Origin of the sequence: Frigoribacterium sp. PhB118 (assembly GCF_003751725.1) — a bacterium.
GTDB lineage: Bacteria > Actinomycetota > Actinomycetes > Actinomycetales > Microbacteriaceae > Frigoribacterium.
The window spans coordinates 91,374-109,630 of sequence record NZ_RKID01000002.1 but is presented as its reverse complement, the minus strand read 5'-3'; the positions used below and the strand labels follow the sequence as shown (position 1 = coordinate 109,630).

The following is an 18,257-nucleotide window of genomic DNA, read 5'->3' as shown; positions in this document are numbered from 1 at the left end:
GCGGGTCGCGTCGAGCGCGGAGCCTCCGGTCCTGTCCGGTCATGACCAGTGAGTGGTAGTTTCCTCAGACCGACGGGTGGTGTCAACTAGGACGACACCCTCGTCGCCGCGAGCGACCGACCCACGGAGGAGAACAGCTCATGTCGAAAGCACAGGCCATGATCGACGGACTCGGCGGCGCCGACAACATCGAGGAGATCGAGGGCTGCATCACGCGCCTCCGCACCGACGTCCGGGACATCTCGCTCGTCGACGACGCCGCCCTCAAGGCCGCGGGAGCCACCGCCGTCGTCCACGCGGGGGGCAGCGTCCAGGTGATCGTCGGCACGATCGCCGACTCGCTCGCCGAAGACATCAACGACCTGCTGCCGTGACCACGGTCCTCTCGCCCGTCGCCGGCCGGGTGACGGCGCTCGCTGAGGTGCCCGACGCCGTCTTCGCCGGGCAGCTCGTGGGCGCGGGCGTCGCGGTCGAGCCGAGCGCGCCTCCTGGAGGGGGTGTGGTCTCCGTCGTCTCGCCGGTCGCCGGCGAGATCGTCAAGCTGCACCCGCACGCGTTCGTGGTGGTGGGCGGGTCGGGCACCGGCCTGCTCGTTCATGTCGGCATCGACACGGTCAAGCTCGGCGGCGAGGGCTTCGAGCTCGTCGTGGCCGAGGGGGCGACCGTCGCGGCGGGCGACGTCGTCGTCCGCTTCGACCCGGCCGTCGTGGCCGAGGCGGGCTACTCGGCCGTCATCCCGGTCGTCGTGCTCGACAGCGCCCCGGACAGCGTCCCGCAGCAGGCCGTCGGCACGACCGTCGCCTCGGGGGAGCCCCTCTTCGACCTCTGAGGCCGACGCCTCGCGGCCGTGAGTCAGTCGGGCGTCGTGCCCGATTCGACCTGCATCTGCAGGCGGTAGCGGTCGGAGCGGTACCAGCTCTTGGCGTGTTCGAGCGGGACGTCGCCGGCGAACGAGATCCGGTCGAAGTACATCACCGGGGCGCCCTCGCTCGTGCCGAGCAGCGTGGCGACGTCGGCGTCGGCCCCCTCGGCGCTGACCGTCTGGGTCGCGCGGGTGATCGGCGTCGCGTAGTCGCCGTCGAGGGTCCGGTAGAGCGAACGGCTCAGGTCGTGGTCGAGCAGCCCGGGCAGTCGGTCCGCGGGGTACCAGCCGTCGTCGATGCTGACCGGCACGCCGTCGGCCAGGCGCAGGCGCTTGACGTGGAACGCCGAGGCGCCGTCCTCGAGTCCGAGGGCCGCGGCCGTCTCGGGCGGCGGAGTCGTCTCGGCCTTGACCAGCACCACCGTGCTCGGCACGTGGCCGAGCTTGGTCATCTCGTCGGTGAACGAGGCGAGGTGCAGCGTCGACTGGACCACGCGGTGGGCCACGAAGGTGCCCTTGCCCCGCACGCGGGTCAGCCAACCCTCGTTCACCAGCTGCCCCACGGCCTCGCGGACCGTGATCCGGCTGACGCCGTACTCGAGCATGAGCTGGCGCTCGCTGGCGATCGCCGAGCCGGGCTGCTGACCGGCCGCGAGCCGCTGCACGATGGAGCGCAACTGCTCGTGCTTCGGCACGGCTCCGTCGGTGATGCGGTCGGTCATGGCCCCCCTCGTCCGTCGCGCCCGAGGGTGGTCCCATCTGGTCATGACCGGTCGTCCTGACCTCGACGTTACTGCACGCCGTCCGTCGCCAGCCAGGTCGGGGCCCGGCTGCCCGCGGGGTTCCCAGGAACGGACGAGGAGGCGCGGGCTCAGTCGAGCAGGAGGGCGGGCTCTTCGAGGACGCTCGCCACGTCGGCCACGAACCGGCTGGCGACGTCGCCGTCGACCACGCGGTGGTCGAAGCTCGCCCCGATCGTCGTCACCATGCGCGAGCGGACCTCGCCGTCGACCACCCAGGCCTTGGGCTTGATCGTGCCGAGGGCCACGATCGCGACCTCGCCCGGGTTGAGGATCGGCGTGCCGGTGTCCATGCCGAAGACGCCGATGTTGGTGATCGTGATCGTGCCGTCCCGCATGTCGGCCGGCGTCGTCTTGCCGTCTCGGGCGGTCAGCGTCAGTTGTTCGAGGGCCTGGGCCAACTCGAGCAGGCTCATCGACTGGGCCTCCTTGACGTTCGGCACGATGAGGCCACGTGGGGTGGCCGCGGCGATGCCGAGGTTGACGAAGTGCCGGACGAGGATCTCGCGGTCGGTCCAGGCCGAGTTGACCATCGGGTTGCGTCGCACGGCCCAGATGATCGCCTTGGCCATGATCAGCAACGGCGAGACCTTGACGCCGGCGAACTGCGGCGACGCCTTCAACCGCTTGACGAACTCCATCGTGCGGGTGGCGTCGACGTCGACGAACAGGCTGACGTGCGGGGCGGTGAACGCCGACGACGTCATGGCCGCGGCGATGGCCTTGCGGACGCCCTTGACGGGGATGCGCTCGACGCGTTCCTCGCCCCACTCGGGCGTCTCGATGTTGCGGAAGACGCTGGCCTGCTGGGCGTGACGGATGACGTCGTCGCGGGTGACCTCTCCGGCCAGGCCGGTCGGCTGGACGACGGCGAGGTCGACCTCGAGGTCTTTGGCGAGCTTGCGGATGGGCGGCTTCGCGATGATCGGCAGGGCCTGCGCGGCGGGCACCGACGTGGTCGGGCGCCGCCGGGCCTGCTCGGCGACGCGCAGCTGCCGGGCGTCGACCTCGGTCTGCGACGGTCGGCGGCGACGGGTCGAGCCGTGACCCCCCGCGGCGCCGTAGCCCACGAGCACGGCACCCGACCCCGAGTCGGCCGGGGCCTCGGGGGCGTGCGCCACCGAGCCGGTGTCGCCGTCGGCGCTGACCGCGTCGGCCGAGCGGGCCGGGGCGGCGGGGGAGGAGCTCTGCACCGGGGTGGCGGACGCCACGGGCTCGGCCTGGCGGGCGCGCTGCGCGGAGAGTGCTTGTTCGTTCTGCGACACGACCTGCGCCGTGCGGGCGAGTCCGCCCGACTCGAGGGACTCGGACTCGGCGGCCCGACCCGACGGGGTCGCTGGTGCCGTCGAGTCGCCGACCCGGATGATCGGGGTGCCGACGTCGACCGTGGTACCCGGTTCGACGAGGATGCTCTCGACCACGCCGGCGTAGGGCGAGGGGAGCTCGACGAGCGACTTCGCGGTCTCGATCTCGACGAGCACCTGGTTGATCTCGACGCTGTCGCCGGGAGCGACCTTCCATTCGACGATCTCGGCCTCGGTCAGGCCCTCGCCGACGTCGGGCAGGGTGAATTCGCTGGTCATGTCGTGACTCCTAGTAGGCCAGGGCCCGGTCGACCGCCTCGAGCACGCGGTCGGCGTCGGGCAGGTACTGCGTCTCGAGCTTGGCGGGAGGGAAGGGGGTGTCGAAGCCGCTGACGCGCAGGACGGGTGCCTCGAGCGAGTAGAAGGCCTTCTCGGCGACGGTGGCGGCGATCTCGGAGCCGACCGACACGAAACCGGGGGCCTCCTGCGCCACGACGAGGCGCCCGGTCTTCCGGACCGACTCGAGGATGGGCCCGTAGTCGACGGGTGAGAGCGACCGCAGGTCGACGACCTCGGCCGAGACGCCCTCGGCGGCCGCGATCTCGGCCGCCTGCAGCAGCACGCTGACCATCGCGCCGTGCCCCAGCAGGGTGACCTCGGTGCCCGTCCGGACGACGCGGCTCGCGTGCAGCGGTGCCTGCGGGTCGCTCAGGTCGACGTCGCCCTTGGGCCAGTAACGGCTCTTGGGCTCGAAGAACATGACGGGGTCGTTCGACGCGATCGCCTCCTGGATCATCCAGTAGGCGTCGTGCGGCGTGCTCGGGCTGACGACGCGCAGGCCCGCGGTGTGGGCGAAGTACGCCTCGGGGCTCTCCTGGTGGTGCTCGACCGCGCCGATGTGCCCGCCGTAGGGCACGCGGATCACGACGGGCATCGTCAGGGTGCCCTCGTGCCGGTTGGTCAGCTTGGCGAGCTGCGACGTGATCTGGTCGAAGCCGGGGTAGATGAAGCCGTCGAACTGGATCTCGCAGACCGGGCGGAAGCCACCCATCGCGAGTCCGATGGCGGTGCCGACGATGCCGGACTCGGCGAGGGGGGTGTCGATGACGCGTTTGTCGCCGAACTCGGCCTGCAGCCCCTCGGTCACGCGGAAGACGCCGCCGAGCGTGCCGATGTCTTCTCCCATCAGCAGGACGCGGGGGTCGTCGGCCATGGCCTTGCGGAGGCCGGCGTTGATCGCCTTGCCGAGCGGCATGGACTGCACGGAGGCGCGGGTCGACGCGGTCGTGCCGGTCGGGTTCTCGACGGTGTCGGTCATGCTGCCCCCTCGTCGGTGGTCGCGGTCTCGCCCGCGCCGCCGAAGCTCTGCTCGTAGGTCGCCAGCCACTGCTTCTGCTCGGTCATGAGCGGGTGCGGCTCGGAGTACACGTGGTCGAAGATGAGGCCGCGGTCGGGGTTCGGCAGCGAGACCGTGCGCCGACGGACGTCGGCTCCGAGGTCGTCGCCCTCGGTCTCGAGGTCGGCGAAGAACGCGTCCCCCTCGCCTCGGTTCCGCAGGAAGGCCTCGAAGCGCGTGATCGGGTCGCGGGCGATCCAGGACTGCAGCTCGTCGTCGGTGCGGTACTTGGTGGGGTCGTCGGACGAGGTGTGCGCGCCGACGCGGTAGGTGAGCGCCTCGATGAAGCGGGGCCCGCCGCCGCCGCGGGCGGCCTCGAGGTCGCGGCGGCTGACGGCGTAGCTCGCGAGCACGTCGTTGCCGTCGACCTGCGTGCCGGGGATGCCGAAGCCGCCGGCCCGGGCGACGAGCGGCGTGCGCGACTGGCGCGCGACCGGCACGCTGATCGCCCACTGGTTGTTCTGGAGGAAGAACAGCTCGGGGGTCTGGAAGCTCGCGGCGAAGACCAGGGCCTCGCTGACGTCTCCCTGGCTGGTCGCCCCGTCGCCGAAGAACGTGACCACGGCCTGGTCGACCTCGGGATCGCCCGTGCCGCTCTTGCCGTCGAGGCCGAGCCCCATGGCGAAGCCGGTCGCGTGCAGCGTCTGCGAACCGATCACCAGCGTGTAGACGTGGAAGTTCTGGTGCTCGGCAGGGTTCCAGCCGCCGTGCGTGTGACCGCGCAGCAGACGCAGGATGTCGACCGGGTCGATGCCGCGGGACAGCGCGACGGCGTGCTCGCGGTAGGACGGGAAGAGGTGGTCTTGCGGGCGGGTCGCGTGGGCCAGGCCGACCTGGGCCCCCTCTTGGCCGTGGCTCGGCACCCAGAGGGCGAGCTGCCCCTGGCGCGCGAGTGCCGCGGCCTCGCGGTCGAATCGACGCGTCAGCACCATGTCGCGGTGCAGGGCGCGGAGTCCGTCGTCGCCGAGGGCGTCGACGTAGGGGCGGAACTCGTCGGCCGCAGCCGACTCGACCACCTCGCCCGACGGCGACAGGAGCTGGACGGGCGGCGGCGCGTCGGTCGCTTCGGAGGAAGACATGGCGTCCAATCTATTCCGCGGCATATGCCGTCACCGGGATGTGAGGTCGACGATCTGCTGGGCGGCGTGCAGCAGCTTGTCGACCGACGACGGCTCGCCGATCGTGACGCGCACGCCCTCTCCCGCGAACGGCCGGACGACGACCCCGTGGTCGGCGAACACCTGGGCGGCGGCCGCCGTGTGCTCGCCCGTGGCGAGCCAGACGAAGTTGCCCTGCGCCTCGGGCACCGTCCACCCCTGGTCGATCAGGGCGCGTCGCACCTGGTCGCGTAGCAGGACGATGCGGTCGACCCGCCCGAGCAGCTCGTCGGCGTGGTCGAGCGAGGCGAGGGCCGCGGCCGCGCCCTGCTCGGTGACGGCGAGGGGGATGGCCGTGGCCCGCGCGGCGTCGAGCAGGTAGGAGGCGCCGATCGCGTACCCGACGCGGAGTGCGGCCAGCCCGTACGCCTTCGAGAAGGTGCGCAGCAGGACGAGGTTCGGGTGCAGCTCGGTGAGCGTCTCGCCGTCGACGGCCGTGCTGTCGGTGACGAACTCGGCGTACGCCTCGTCGAGCAGCACGAGCACGTCGTCGGGCACCGCGGCCATGAACGACTCGAACTCGCCCGTCGACACCGTGGTGCCCGTCGGGTTGTTGGGGGAGCAGACGATGACGACGCGGGTGCGGTCGGTGACGGCCGCGGCCATGGCCTCGAGGTCGTGGCCCCCGTCGGCCCGCAGCGGCACCTGGACGCTCGTCGCTCCGGCCACCGTGACGAGCCCCGGGTAGGCCTCGAACGAACGCCAGGCGTAGACGACCTCGTCGCCGACCGAGGCCGCGGCGAGCACGAACTGGGCCAGCAACGAGACCGACCCCGCGCCGACGTGCACCTCGTCGACGGTGACGCCGAACCGGGTGGCGAGGGCGGTCCGCAGGGCCGTCGCCGAGGCGTCGGGGTAGCGGTTCAGCGAGACGGCGCCACGGACGGCCTCGACGACCGAGGGGAGGGGCTCGAACGGGTTCTCGTTCGACGACAGTTTGAAGGCGTCGGGGGACGCCTGCTTGCCCTGGCGGTAGGGCGGGAGGGCGGCGATCTCGGGACGGAGTCGGACGGGAGTGGTCACGCGGCCAGCCTATGGGGCGGGGGCCGCGTCGCGGCAGGGCACCGCGCCTCCTCGGGGGATCCGGTCGGGCACTACCGCCCGTGGAGGAGAGGTCGGCATGATGGGGGGATGACCCGATTCGTCGTGAGGCTGCTCATCAACGCGGTGGCCCTGTGGCTCACCACGCTGCTCGTGTCGGGGGTGACGGTGACGCCCTACGGAGCAGGGGGCACCCTCGAGACGATCGTGACCTTCCTGCTGCTCGCCCTGGTCTTCGGAATCGTCAACGGCGTGGTCGGCACGGCGATCCGGGTGGTGGCCTTCCCCCTCTACATCCTGACGCTCGGCCTGATCGCGTTGATCGTGAACGGGCTGCTGCTGCTGATCGTGGCGTGGATCTCGGATCTCTTCGGCTTCGGGTTGACGATCGACGGTTTCTGGTGGGGCGTGATCGGTGCCGTCGTGCTCGCGGTCTTCGCCTGGGCCATCGGCGTCGTCGTCCGCCCCGTGGTCGGGCGGGGTGACCGGAAGCGGTGAACCGGTTCCGCATCTGCTTCGTCTGCACGGGCAACATCTGTCGCTCGCCCATGGCCGAGACCGTGCTGCGCTCGCTCGCCGACGACGCCGGCCTCGGCGACCGGGTCGAGGTCACGAGCGCGGGCACCGGCGACTGGCACGTCGGCGAGGGGGCCGATCCCCGCACCGTCGAGGCCCTGGAGCGCCGCGGCTACGATGGTTCCCGGCACCGGGCGAAGCAGTTCGAGGCCGACGACTTCGCACGCTACGACCTCGTGGTGGCGTTCGATCGCGGCCAAGAACGCATCCTCCGGGCCTGGGCAGGCGACGACGCCGACCGCTCGAAGGTGCAGCTGCTGCTCACCTTCGCTCCCGACGCGGCGCCGGCGGGTGGCGGTCTCGACGTCCCCGACCCGTACTACTCCGACGCAGCACTCTTCGACGAGGTGCTCGACATGGTCGAGCGCGCCTGCTCGGCCCTCTTCCGCCAGATCGAACCCGCACTCCGCAAGGGACAGTCATGACGTTGCCTCCTCAGCCCCTCAGCCCGCTCGACGGCCGCTACCGCTCGTCGGTCGGCACGCTGGGGGACCACCTCAGCGAGGCGGGGCTGAACCGGGCCCGCGTGCACGTCGAGGTCGAATGGCTGATCGCCCAGACCGACCGCCGCGCGTTCGGCTCCACGCCGCTCGACGACGAGCAGAAGCGGGCGCTGCGGGCCGTCGTCACCGACTTCGGCCAGGCGGCGATCGACGAACTCGCCGGGCTCGAGGCGACGACCCGTCACGACGTCAAGGCCGTCGAGTACTTCGTGCGGGCACGGCTGGCCGAGCTCGGGCTGGACGGGATCGCCGAACTCACCCACTTCGCCTGCACCAGCGAGGACATCAACAACCTGTCGTACGCGGTCACCGTCAAGGCGGCCCTGTTCGACGTCTGGCTCCCGGCCTTCGACGCCGTGCTCGCCGCCCTCACCACCTGGGCCACCGACGCCCGCGACGTGCCGATGCTCGCGCACACCCACGGGCAGCCGGCGACGCCGACCACGGTCGGGAAGGAGTTCGCCGTGTTCGCGCACCGCCTGCAGCGTCTGCGCTCGCAGATCGTCGGCACCGAGTTCCTCGGCAAGTTCAGCGGGGCGACCGGCACGTTCTCGGCCCACGTCGTCGCCGACCCCGGGCTGGACTGGCCCGAGACGGCCCGCTCCTTCGTCGAGGACGCCCTGGGGCTGACCTTCAACCCGCTGACGACGCAGATCGAGTCGCACGACTGGCAGGCCGAGCTCTACTCGCGCGTCGCCCACGCCAACCGGGTGCTGCACAACCTCGCCACCGACGTGTGGTCGTACATCTCGATGGGCTACTTCACGCAGATCCCGCAGGCGGGGGCGACCGGCTCGTCGACCATGCCCCACAAGATCAACCCGATCCGCTTCGAGAACGCCGAGGCCAACCTCGAGATCTCGTCGGCGCTCTTCGACTCGTTGGCCTCGACCCTGGTCACCAGCCGCCAGCAGCGCGACCTCACCGACTCGTCGGCCCAGCGCAACATCGGGGTCGCGTTCGGCCACTCGATGCTCGCGCTCGACAACCTGCGTCGCGGCCTCGGCGAGATCGCCGTCGGCACCGTGACCCTCGAGTCCGACCTCGACTCCAACTGGGAGGTCCTCGCCGAGGCCATCCAGACGGTCATCCGCGCCGAGGTCGTCGCCGGACGATCCTCGATCGACGACCCCTACGCCATGCTCAAGGAGCTGACCCGCGGCAAGCGCGTCGGCCAGGCCGAACTGGTCGCGTTCGTCGAGGGTCTGGACGTGTCCGACGAGGCCAAGCAGCGCCTCGTGGCCCTGACCCCGGCGACCTACACGGGCATCGCGGCCCAGCTCGTCGACCGCCTGGCCTGACCCCAGGAGGCGCGGGTCGGCCCGTCAGGACGGCCCGCGCACCCGAGGGCGCCGCGCGACGGATCAGCGGCCGACGGGCCGCGACGGAGTAGCGGCCGACGGTCAGCGACGGGGCAGCGGCCGACGGTCAGCGACGGGGCAGCGGCCGAGAGGCCGCGGCGGTCGACCAGCGTCAGTGGCCCCGCGGCTTGTCGGCGTCGTCGATCTCGTGTCGCTCGTCGTCGTTGGGCTTGGCCGCGAGGGCGAGCATGGCGATCGTGACGAGCGCGACGATGAAGCCGATGCAGAGGAAGATCAGCGCCAGCTGGAGGTCGCGCGTCGTCATGAGCACGACGAGGCCGACGAAGGCGGCGAAGACGCCCGACAGTCCGAGGAACTCGGCGGGGCGGAACCGGTCGCGCCAGGTGGGGTGGGTCATGACGTTCGTCCCTTGTCGTCAGGGGTGTCGGCAGGGGCCGGGTGCCCGGTCTGCCATTTGAGCGAGAGGCCGGCGATCACGAGGAACACGCCGACCAGGGCGCCGTAGGCGCCCAGGATGCCGACGAGCACGGTCGAGGAGGTCAGTTCGCCCTCGATCTGCTCGATGCCGCCGAGCTGCTGGCTGTAGTCCGGCGGGACGACCAGGAAGACCAGGGCCAGGACCAGGGTGAGCACGCCGACGGTCGTCCAGTCACGGGCGAGCGGCGAGCGACGACGACGTCGCAGGCCGGTGAGCAGTTCGAGGCCGCCGGTCAGCACGGCCCAGGCCGTGACGAAGGCGACCAGCACGGGCAGCTGACCGTGCGAGAAGACGAGGCAGAGGGCGCCGATCACGGCACCGACGACGCCCTGCAGGACGGCGATGGTGCGGCTCGAGCGGTCGTGGAGGCGCAGGGCCGATCCGACGGCGAGCACGACACCGCCGGCGACCGCCGCCGCCCCGAAGGTCAGCAGGCCGACCTGGGGCGAGTGGTCGGGGTTGAAGGTGATGGCCGCCGCGGCCGAGAGGGCCGGGACGGCACGCAGCACGGGGACGGGCCAGTACGCGGAGAGCGACGGGTCGACGCCCCTGCCCGAGGGGTCGGGCGACGCCACGGGGGCGGTCGCGCCGGAGTCGTGGTGCGCAGGCGTCACGAGACCTCTTTCACGGGTGGGGGACCCGCCGAGTTTACCGCGCGCTCCTGAACGCCAAGCGGCGGACGGTGCCGAGCGTCAACGGCCAGCCGCGGCCCCTGAGCGTCCCGAGCTGACGTGCCATGTGGGCAGGCGTCACCCGCAGCACCCCCTCGGCCTCGAGCGACAACCCCGCGAGCACACCGTCCAGCGAACGTCGGGTGGAGGCCAGCCCCTCGGCCGTGTCCAGCCCCACCGCGATCCGCACGCCGGTCGGCAACCGGCTGACCCGGGTGTAGGCGGTGGTCGTGTCGGCCCACGTGGACCGCCAGCCGGGCCGGACCTCCTTCACGCACTCGAGGAGGCGCACCGTCGCGACGTCGGGGTCGGGGTGGTCGGCGGTGAGCAGTCGGTAGTAGGTGCGTCGGGCGCCCTCGGTGCTCACGAAGAGCAGGTCGGCGTAGCCCGCCACGACCGTGGCGGGCCGTGGCCCGATGCCCACCACGGTGCCGCCTCCGAGCCATGAACCGTGGCCGTCCTTCGCGTCGGGCCAGAGCCCGACGAGGACCTCGAGCCCGGAGATCTCGATCTCGTGCGCCGGTGCGTCCGACGCCGCCGCCCCGAGGGCGGAGTCCCGCAGGCCGTGGCCCTGATGGGCGTCGCGTTCGCCCGTCCTGTAGGGCACCTGCTCGAGGTCGTGCACCACCCCGCGGAGCCGCTCGACGAAACTCGCTGTCATCGACGATAGGTTACGTGTGAAATACGAGAAGCCGCAACCCTCCTGCACGGCGACCTCCCGACACCTTCCCAGCCCACGCCGTTACGTTCGCACCATCTTCGGGCCGCCTCCGGCCCATCCACCCGGCTGAGAAGTCGACCAGCCGCGGGAGCCCGATGACCGCCACCGTCCCCACGACCCCCCGAACCGCGTACCCGCGCATCGTCCACGCACCGGCAGGTGCGGCACCCGCCGGGTTCCGCCCCACCGTCGCCGGACAGGTCGGCAAGCCGACCAGCACGTACTCGAGCCTGCTCAAGTCCGTGCGCGAGGCGGGCCTGCTGCAACGCCGCACCGGCTTCTACGTGACGGTCTTCGTCGTCCTCGTCGCGTGCCTCGGCGGCGCGGCCACCGGGTTCGTCCTGTTGGGCTCGAGCTGGTTCCAGCTGTTGATCGCCGCGGCCCTCGGCGTCATCCTCACGCAGTTCGCGTTCCTCACGCACGAGGCCGCGCACCGCCAGGTGTTCGAGTCGGGCACGCGCAACGACAAGGTCGGTCGCGTCCTCGCGGCCGGCGTCGTGGGCATCAGCTACGCGTGGTGGATGACCAAGCACAGCCGCCACCACGCCAACCCGAACACCAAGGGCAAAGACCCCGACATCGCGTTCGACACGATCTCGTTCCTCGAAGAGGACGCGGCGAAGCAGCGCGGCGTGCTCGGCTTCATCACCCGCCGTCAGGGCTACTTCTTCTTCCCCCTGCTGCTCGGCGAGGGCGTCAACCTGCACGTGACCTCGTTCCGCACGCTGCTCGGCCGTGACAAGGTCGAGGGCCGCGCGCTCGAGATCACGCTCATCGCCGTGCGCCTCGTCGCCTACTTCGGCGTCGTCTTCTGGTTCCTGCCGCTCGGCATGGCCTTCGCCTTCATCGGCGTGCAGATGGCCGTCTTCGGCCTCTACATGGGGTCGTCCTTCGCCCCGAACCACAAGGGCATGCCGATCATCCCCGAGGGTGCGAAGGTCGACTTCCTGAGCAAGCAGGTGCTCACCTCGCGCAACATCACGGGTCGGTACTCGACCGCCTTCATGGGCGGGCTGAACTACCAGATCGAGCACCACCTCTTCCCGAGCATGGCGCGTCCGAACCTGCGCGCGGCCAGCGCCCTGGTGAAGGCGCACTGCGCCGAGCACGGCATCCCCTACACCGAGACGACGATCGGCAAGTCGTACGCGATCGTCATCCGGTACCTCAACCGCGTCGGCCTCTCGGCCCGCGACCCGTTCGACTGCCCCGCGGCGTACGCGATGCGTCCGCGCTAGGCGGCGTCGAACAACAGGACCGCAGGAGGCGCGGGCCGGGTCAGGCGATCCGGCTCGCGCCTTCGTCGTCCCCCGAGGAGCCCTCGTCGTCCCCGGAGGAGCCCTCGTCGTCCGTCTCGCTCAGGTGGGCCAGGCGGCCAGCTGCCAGCCCAACCAGGGCGAGAAGGCGAAGGGTGCCGCCGCGACCGCGTCGCGCAGCTCTCCGGGCTCGACCCACGCCCACTCGGCGACCTCGTCGGGCGAGGGATCGGGCAGGCCGACGGCGCGGGCCGTGAAGACCGGGCAGATCTCGTTCTCGACCACGCCCGAGGCGTCCGTGGCGAGGTACCGGAACTCGGGCAGGATCACCTCGACGTCGCGGACCTCCATGCCGAGCTCTTGGTGGGCGCGCCGCATCAACGCCTCGGCGGGCGTCTCGCCGGGGGCGGGGTGGCCGCAGAACGAGTTGGTCCAGACGCCGGGCCAGGTCTTCTTCGACAGGGCTCGACGGGTGACCAGGACGCGGCCGAGGTCGTCGGTGACGTGACAGCTGAACGCCAGGTGCAATGGCGTCGTGGCGGTGTGCACGGTCGCCTTCGCGGTCGTGCCGATGGGCGTGCCCTCGTCGTCGAGGAGCACCACGAGCTCGTCGTGCGCGCCCGGGCGGTCACCGGACGTCGGCTGGGGATGCGTCGAGATCTCACGGGTCATGAGAGGTAGTCTGCCCTGGTGGACGGTGATCACCTGCACGCAGGCACGCGGGCGAGACACGATCGTGTCGACGCCGTCCTCGACGACTTCTTCGCGTTGGCCAAGCGCCGCGCCGAGTCCGTGGGCTGGCGTTACGTCGATCTCTGGTCGGTGCTCGAGCGCAACAGCGCCGGGGGCAAGCGCTTCCGGCCCCGCATGGTCTTCACGGCCTACGACGCCCTCGGGGGCACCGACGACGAGGCCGTGGCCCGGGTCGGCGCGGCCTTCGAGCTGCTGCACACGGCCCTGATCGTCCACGACGACGTCATCGACCGCGACTTCTCGCGACGCGGCATCCCCAACGTCTCGGGCAGCTACCGCGACACCGCGACGACGGCGGGCATCCCGACCCCCGCGGCCGAACACCGGGGCATGTCGGCCGCCGTCATCGCCGGCGACCTCGCCCTGACCGGGGCCAGTCGCATGCTGCTCGGCATCGGCTGCCAGGACCACGTCCGCACGCGCTTGCTCGACCTGCTCGACGAGGCGATCTTCGTCAGCGCGGGCGGAGAGATGGTCGACGTCGAGTTCTCCCTGGCCGCCGAACTGCCGACCGTCGACGAGATCCTCGACATGGAGCGCGCCAAGACGGCCGTCTACTCGTTCGAGGCACCGCTGCAGGCGGGTGCCGTGCTGGCGGGCGCGGGCGAGGCCGTCGTCACGGCGGTCGGCGACTTCGGCCGCGAGGTCGGGGTCGCGTACCAGGTGGTCGACGATCTGCTCGGGGTCTTCGGCACCGAAGAGGCCACCGGCAAGACCACCCGCGGCGACCTCCGCGAGGGCAAGCGCACGGTGCTCGTCGCCCACGCCGCGACGACCGACGAGTGGTTCACGATCCAGCCGTTCATCGGCAAGGCCGACCTCAGCGAGGCCGAGGCCGAGCACGTCCGTGGTCGCCTCGAGGTCTGCGGCGCCCGCTCCTTCGCCGAGGGACTCGTCGAGCAGCACGCCCGCCGTGCGCTCGACGTGCTCGACCGGGCCGAGGTGCCCGAGTCGTTGCGCGAGGCGTTGACGCCGGTCGTCCAGGACGTCCTCGAGAGGGTGCGATGACGGGCTTGTCGTTGTACGACTCCGTGGCCGACGCGACCGCGGGAGGCGTGATCCGCCGCTACTCGACGTCGTTCGGACTGGCCTCGCGCCTGCTGGGCGGCGAGGTGCGGCAGCACGTCGAGAACGTGTACGCGCTCGTGCGCGTGGCGGACGAGATCGTCGACGGCCCCGCGACCGAGGCCGGTCTGGGCGCCGACGCGGCGGGCCGGTTGCTCGACGGCTTCGAGGCCGAGACCGAGCGGGCCCTGGTCGAGGGCTTCAGCCCCAACCTGGTCGTGCACGCCTTCGCCCGCACCGCCCGCGCCACCGGGTTCGGTGCCGAGCTCACCGCACCGTTCTTCGCGTCGATGCGGGCCGACCTCAGTGCCCGCGAGCACGACCAGGCGTCGTTCGACGCCTACGTGTACGGGTCGGCCGAGGTCGTCGGCCTGATGTGCCTCAAGGCGTTCCTCCACGGGCACCCCTTCCCCCCGAGCACGGTCGCCGAACTCGAAGAGGGCGCCCGGCGCCTCGGCGCGGCCTTCCAGAAGGTCAACTTCCTGCGTGACCTCGCGGCCGACTTCGAGCAGCTCGGCCGCAGCTACTTCCCCGGAGTCGACGTGACCACGTTCGACGAGCAGACCAAGACGAGACTGGTGCGAGACATCGACGACGACCTCCGCGTGAGCGGCGAGATCATCCCCGTGCTGCCGACGTCCTCGCGTCGGGCGGTGGCACTGGCCCACGGCCTGTTCGCCGAGCTGAACCGGCGTCTCGAGGCGACCCCCGCCTCCTCGCTGGTCCGGGCGCGCGTGCGCGTTCCGAACCCGGTGAAGGTGCGCATCGCCGCGGGCGCCGCCGCCGGTCGCGTCACCCGGCTGCCCGAGGCCCGCGCATGAGCCGCGACACGGTCGACCGCGGGGCGACGGGTGCGGGCACCGGGGCGTCCGACGAGTCGCACGGCCTGAGCGTCACCCGCCACGGCCGCCGCGTCGTCGTGATCGGCGGCGGCATCAGCGGCCTGGCCTCGGCTGCGCTGCTCGCCCGCGAGGGCCACGAGGTCACCCTGCTCGAGAAGAACGACGAGGTCGGTGGCCGTGCCGGGTCGTGGAGCCACGAGGGCTTCCGCTTCGACCTCGGCCCGAGCTGGTACCTCATGCCCGAGGTCTTCGACCACTTCTTCCGCCTGATGGGCACGTCGGCCGCCGAGCGCCTCGACCTCGTCGAACTCGACCCGGGCTACCGCGTGCTGTTCGAGCCGACGCCCGACGCCCCCGCGGCGAGTGCGCCGATCGACGTCCCGCGCGGCCTGGAAGAGAACGTCGAGCTGTTCGAGCGCGTCGAACCGGGCAGCGGTGAGCGCATGCGCCGGTACCTCCGGTCCGCCCGCGACACCTACGAGATCGCCAAACGGCGGTTCCTCTACACGAGCTTCGGCAGCCTCACGCCCCTGCTGCGCGGAGACGTGCTGGTCCGCCTGCCGAAGCTGGCCCGGCTGCTGCTGACGAGCCTCGACTCGTACGCGTCCCGCACGGTGACCGACCCGCGCCTCCGTCAGATCCTGGGGTACCCCGCGGTCTTCCTCGGCTCGTCGCCGTTCGACACGCCGAGCATGTACCACCTCATGAGCACGCTCGACCTCGACGACGGCGTGCTGTACCCGCAGGGCGGCCTCATCTCGGTGATCGAGGCCATCCGCGACGTGGCCGTCGAGGCCGGGGTGACCGTCGTGACCGGCGCGACCGTGACCCGGATCGTGACGCAGCCGCTCGGGGTCGAGGGCGCAGCCCTGCCGCGCGGTTCGAAGGCGACCGCCGAGGCGACCGGGGTCGACTGGACCGACGCCGAGGGAGCGACGCACCGCGTCGACGCCGACCTCGTCGTGAGCGCGGCCGACCTGCACCACACCGAGACACGGCTCCTGCCCCGCGAGCTGCGCACCTACGACTCGTCGTACTGGGCGAAGAAGAACCCCGGGCCGAGCGCCCTGCTGCTCTACCTGGGCGTCGAGGGCGAGATCCCCGAGCTCGAGCACCACACGCTGCTCTTCGCCCGCGACTGGCACGAGAACTTCGAGCGCATCTTCGGCGCCGACAAGCGCATCCCCGACCCCCCGTCGCTGTACGTCTGCAAGCCGAGCACCGTCGACCCGTCGACCGCGCCCGCCGGGCACACGAACCTCTTCGTCCTGGTGCCACTGCCCGCCGACCCGGCCCTCGGTTCGGGCGACGTCGACGGTGACGGCGACCCGATGATCGAGCGTCTCGCGGACGGCGTCATCGCCCAGATCGCCGAGTGGGCGCACGTGCCCGACCTCGCCGAGCGGATCGTGGTGCGGCGCACCCGTGGTCCGCGCGACTTCGTCGACGACGTCAACGCCTGGAGCGGCAGCATGCTCGGCCCCGCGCACACGCTCGCCCAGAGCGCCCTGTTCCGCACCGGCAACGTCTCGACCCACGTCGACTCGCTGTTCTACGCCGGCGGGTCGGTCCGTCCGGGCATCGGCCTGCCGATGTGCCTGATCAGCGCCGAGGTGCTGCTCAAGAACCTGCGCGGCGACACCAGCACCGAGCCGCTCCCCGAGCCCGCCGTCGGCTGATGGGCTTCGTCTACCTCGCGGCGTTGCTCGTCTCGTTGTTCGGCATGGTGATGCTCGACCGCAGGTTCCGCCTGTTCTTCTGGCGCGACGTGCCCCGGGCGGCGGTGACGCTGCTGGTCGGCGTCGTGTTCTTCCTGGTCTGGGACGTCGTCGGCATCGACCTCGGCATCTTCTTCCGCGGCGAGACCTCGTTCATGACCGGCGTGCTGGTGGCGACCGAGCTGCCGCTCGAAGAGGTCTTCTTCCTGACGCTGCTCTGCTACCTGACGATGAACCTGCTGGCCGCGGCCCGGATGGCTGCGGCCGTCGTGCTCGACCGGCGTGGCGCGAGCTCCACGCAGTCCGGTCGACCGGTGGACGGCGTGGCGTCGTGACCTACTGGGCCGTCAACGCGGTGTTCCTGTCGATCGTCGCGGTGCTCGGGGTGCTGGCGCTGGTGACCGCAGGCGTGCGTGGCCGGGCCGCGCGCGCCTCCTCGTCCCCGGCCGAGAGGTCGCGGCGGCGGCGCGAGCAACTGCTGGGGGCGGGCCTGGCGACCGGCGTGCTGCTCGTGATGACCGCCGTGTTCGACAACGTCATGATCGGGATCGGGCTGGTCGGCTACGACGCCGCCCGGATCAGCGGGGTCTTCGTCGGCATCGCCCCGCTCGAGGACTTCGCCTACGCGGTCGCGGCACTCGTCCTGCTGCCGTCGGTGTGGGTGCTGCTCGGCGGCCCGAAGACGCCCCGCGGCCCCGCGGCGCCGGCGGCCGGCGGGTCGACGACCGTCGAGGAGGCGCGCTCGTGAACACGATCAAGGCCCTGTTCGTCTCGTCCCGGCCCCTGAGCTGGATCAACACGGCGTTCCCGTTCGCGGCGGCGTACGTGCTGACCTCGTTGCTCGCGCCGGTGACGACCGGCTACCTCGGGTCGTACCAGCCGCTCTCCCAGGTCGACGTGACGCCGACCGGCACGGAGGCCGTCCTCTTCGCCACGGCGGAGAACGCCCTCGGCCCGGTGAACTGGCTCGTGCTGATCGTCGGCGCCCTGTACTTCCTGATCCCCTACAACCTCGCGATGTACGGCATCAACGACGTCTTCGACTACGAGAGCGACCTGCACAACCCGCGCAAGGGCGGCGTCGAGGGTGCGCTGCTCGACCGCAGCCTGCACCGCACGACGTTGCGCGCCGCAGTGATCACGAACGTGCCCTTCCTGGTGTTCCTCGTGGCGGTCGGCGACCCGCTCAGCTGGCTCGTGCTCGCCGTCAGCGTCTTCGCCGTGATCGCCTACTCGGCTCCCGGCCTGCGCTTCAAGGAGCGCCCCTTCGTCGACTCGGTCACCTCGAGCACGCACTTCGTCAGCCCGGCCGTCTACGGTCTCGTGCTGGCCGGGGCGACGTTCACGCCCCAGCTGTGGGCGCTGCTCGGGGCGTTCTTCCTCTGGGGCGTCGCGAGCCACGCGTTCGGAGCCGTGCAGGACGTGCTCGCCGACCGCGAGGGCGGCATCTCGTCGATCGCGACCGAGATCGGCGCCCGGGCGACCGTCCGCCTCTCGGTGGTGGCCTACCTGCTGGCGGGCGTGCTGCTGACCTTCACCGAGTGGCCCGGCCCGCTGGCGGCCCTGCTCACCCTGCCCTACGCGATCAGCTGCGGACCCTGGTGGAACGTGACCGACGACCGGGCCGAAGAGGTCAACCGGGGGTGGCGACGCTTCCTGGCGCTCAACTTCGTCAGCGGGTTCGTCGTGACGATGCTCATGATCTGGTGGGTGTTCCTGCGGGGCTGACGCCGCGCCTCCTGCGGTCGTCGGCCCTCGCCCCTAGCCCCTCGGCCCTCGGCCCGCGGGCAGG

Annotated in this window: 21 protein-coding genes; 12 read left to right on the top strand and 9 right to left on the bottom strand. The window is 71.5% G+C overall.

Annotated elements, in window-relative coordinates; genetic code table 11:
- Nucleotides 1–140: 140 nt before the first annotated feature.
- Both EDF21_RS07480 and EDF21_RS07475 read left to right on the top strand, forming a co-directional pair.
- On the top strand, nucleotides 141–374 hold the full coding sequence (locus EDF21_RS07480; RefSeq protein ID WP_054145886.1) for a glucose PTS transporter subunit EIIB: 234 nt from the start codon (nucleotides 141–143) through the stop codon (nucleotides 372–374).
- Complete coding sequence (locus EDF21_RS07475) at nucleotides 371–829, top strand: PTS glucose transporter subunit IIA (protein WP_123570920.1); 459 nt, start codon at nucleotides 371–373, stop codon at nucleotides 827–829. Before EDF21_RS07480 ends, EDF21_RS07475 begins: the two co-directional genes overlap by 4 nt.
- Nucleotides 830–852: 23 nt before the next feature.
- Here EDF21_RS07475 and EDF21_RS07470 read toward each other — a convergent pair whose 3' ends face one another.
- From EDF21_RS07470 to EDF21_RS07450, 5 genes are all read right to left on the bottom strand, one after another.
- Nucleotides 853–1,584, bottom strand: a complete 732-nt coding sequence (locus tag EDF21_RS07470) for a GntR family transcriptional regulator (RefSeq protein ID WP_123570919.1) — start codon at nucleotides 1,582–1,584, stop codon at nucleotides 853–855.
- 149 nt (nucleotides 1,585–1,733) lie between these two features.
- A complete protein-coding gene (locus tag EDF21_RS07465; protein ID WP_123570918.1) occupies nucleotides 1,734–3,245 on the bottom strand; it encodes a dihydrolipoamide acetyltransferase family protein in 1,512 nt (503 codons plus the stop codon).
- 10 nt (nucleotides 3,246–3,255) lie between these two features.
- Nucleotides 3,256–4,221, bottom strand: a complete 966-nt coding sequence (locus tag EDF21_RS07460; RefSeq protein WP_370274458.1) for an alpha-ketoacid dehydrogenase subunit beta — start codon at nucleotides 4,219–4,221, stop codon at nucleotides 3,256–3,258.
- A 59-nt stretch (nucleotides 4,222–4,280) separates the two neighbouring features.
- Nucleotides 4,281–5,441, bottom strand: a complete 1,161-nt coding sequence (locus tag EDF21_RS07455) for a thiamine pyrophosphate-dependent dehydrogenase E1 component subunit alpha (RefSeq protein ID WP_056049763.1) — start codon at nucleotides 5,439–5,441, stop codon at nucleotides 4,281–4,283.
- A 30-nt stretch (nucleotides 5,442–5,471) separates the two neighbouring features.
- Nucleotides 5,472–6,542: a histidinol-phosphate transaminase gene (locus EDF21_RS07450; RefSeq protein WP_123570916.1), complete on the bottom strand. Its 1,071-nt coding sequence runs from the start codon at nucleotides 6,540–6,542 to the stop codon at nucleotides 5,472–5,474.
- A gap of 108 nt (nucleotides 6,543–6,650) precedes the next feature.
- On the opposite strand from EDF21_RS07450, the gene EDF21_RS07445 reads away from it, so the two are divergent.
- From EDF21_RS07445 to purB, 3 genes are read left to right on the top strand one after another with little or no spacing between them, the layout of a single operon-like run.
- Nucleotides 6,651–7,058: a phage holin family protein gene (locus EDF21_RS07445; protein WP_056049758.1), complete on the top strand. Its 408-nt coding sequence runs from the start codon at nucleotides 6,651–6,653 to the stop codon at nucleotides 7,056–7,058.
- A 50-nt stretch (nucleotides 7,059–7,108) separates the two neighbouring features.
- Nucleotides 7,109–7,561 carry a low molecular weight protein-tyrosine-phosphatase gene (locus EDF21_RS07440; protein ID WP_199736314.1) on the top strand — a complete coding sequence of 151 codons (453 nt, stop codon included), beginning with the start codon at nucleotides 7,109–7,111 and terminating at the stop codon, nucleotides 7,559–7,561.
- Entirely contained in the window at nucleotides 7,558–8,940 is a 1,383-nt protein-coding gene (gene purB / locus EDF21_RS07435) for an adenylosuccinate lyase (RefSeq protein WP_123570915.1), read from the top strand. The genes EDF21_RS07440 and purB overlap by 4 nt, the downstream gene beginning before the upstream one ends.
- A 172-nt stretch (nucleotides 8,941–9,112) precedes the next feature.
- Here purB and EDF21_RS07430 read toward each other — a convergent pair whose 3' ends face one another.
- From EDF21_RS07430 to EDF21_RS07420, 3 genes are read right to left on the bottom strand one after another with little or no spacing between them, the layout of a single operon-like run.
- Nucleotides 9,113–9,358 carry a hypothetical protein gene (locus EDF21_RS07430; protein ID WP_043594098.1) on the bottom strand — a complete coding sequence of 82 codons (246 nt, stop codon included), beginning with the start codon at nucleotides 9,356–9,358 and terminating at the stop codon, nucleotides 9,113–9,115.
- Nucleotides 9,355–10,053: a DUF308 domain-containing protein gene (locus EDF21_RS07425; RefSeq protein ID WP_233568417.1), complete on the bottom strand. Its 699-nt coding sequence runs from the start codon at nucleotides 10,051–10,053 to the stop codon at nucleotides 9,355–9,357. The genes EDF21_RS07430 and EDF21_RS07425 overlap by 4 nt, the downstream gene beginning before the upstream one ends.
- Before the next feature lie 34 nt (nucleotides 10,054–10,087).
- Complete coding sequence (locus EDF21_RS07420) at nucleotides 10,088–10,771, bottom strand: hypothetical protein (RefSeq protein WP_148053656.1); 684 nt, start codon at nucleotides 10,769–10,771, stop codon at nucleotides 10,088–10,090.
- 155 nt (nucleotides 10,772–10,926) lie between these two features.
- Here EDF21_RS07420 and EDF21_RS07415 point away from each other — a divergent pair, with 155 nt between their 5' ends.
- Nucleotides 10,927–12,069 (top strand): acyl-CoA desaturase, encoded by a 1,143-nt coding sequence (locus tag EDF21_RS07415; protein WP_123570912.1) that lies wholly within the window; start codon nucleotides 10,927–10,929, stop codon nucleotides 12,067–12,069.
- Between the two features lie 120 nt (nucleotides 12,070–12,189).
- On the opposite strand, the gene idi is transcribed toward EDF21_RS07415, so the two are convergent.
- Nucleotides 12,190–12,759: an isopentenyl-diphosphate Delta-isomerase gene (idi, locus tag EDF21_RS07410; RefSeq protein ID WP_123570911.1), complete on the bottom strand. Its 570-nt coding sequence runs from the start codon at nucleotides 12,757–12,759 to the stop codon at nucleotides 12,190–12,192.
- Between the two features lie 18 nt (nucleotides 12,760–12,777).
- On the opposite strand from idi, the gene EDF21_RS07405 reads away from it, so the two are divergent.
- Genes EDF21_RS07405 through EDF21_RS07385 form a run of 6 tightly spaced genes read left to right on the top strand, consistent with a single transcriptional unit; the run spans nucleotide 12,778 to nucleotide 18,193 of the window.
- A complete protein-coding gene (locus tag EDF21_RS07405; RefSeq protein WP_233568416.1) occupies nucleotides 12,778–13,848 on the top strand; it encodes a polyprenyl synthetase family protein in 1,071 nt (356 codons plus the stop codon).
- On the top strand, nucleotides 13,845–14,726 hold the full coding sequence (locus EDF21_RS16870; protein WP_056049749.1) for a phytoene/squalene synthase family protein: 882 nt from the start codon (nucleotides 13,845–13,847) through the stop codon (nucleotides 14,724–14,726). The genes EDF21_RS07405 and EDF21_RS16870 overlap by 4 nt, the downstream gene beginning before the upstream one ends.
- Nucleotides 14,723–16,426, top strand: coding sequence for a phytoene desaturase family protein (gene crtI, locus EDF21_RS07400; protein WP_199736290.1), 1,704 nt, complete (start codon nucleotides 14,723–14,725; stop codon nucleotides 16,424–16,426). Before EDF21_RS16870 ends, crtI begins: the two co-directional genes overlap by 4 nt.
- The gene (locus tag EDF21_RS07395) at nucleotides 16,426–16,800 is read left to right on the top strand and encodes a lycopene cyclase domain-containing protein (RefSeq protein ID WP_056049747.1); all 375 of its coding nucleotides are present in this window, start codon (nucleotides 16,426–16,428) and stop codon (nucleotides 16,798–16,800) included. Before crtI ends, EDF21_RS07395 begins: the two co-directional genes overlap by 1 nt.
- On the top strand, nucleotides 16,797–17,213 hold the full coding sequence (locus EDF21_RS07390) for a lycopene cyclase domain-containing protein (protein ID WP_199736288.1): 417 nt from the start codon (nucleotides 16,797–16,799) through the stop codon (nucleotides 17,211–17,213). Before EDF21_RS07395 ends, EDF21_RS07390 begins: the two co-directional genes overlap by 4 nt.
- Nucleotides 17,210–18,193: a prenyltransferase gene (locus EDF21_RS07385; protein ID WP_233568415.1), complete on the top strand. Its 984-nt coding sequence runs from the start codon at nucleotides 17,210–17,212 to the stop codon at nucleotides 18,191–18,193. Before EDF21_RS07390 ends, EDF21_RS07385 begins: the two co-directional genes overlap by 4 nt.
- The last annotated feature ends 64 nt before the right edge of the window (nucleotides 18,194–18,257 follow it).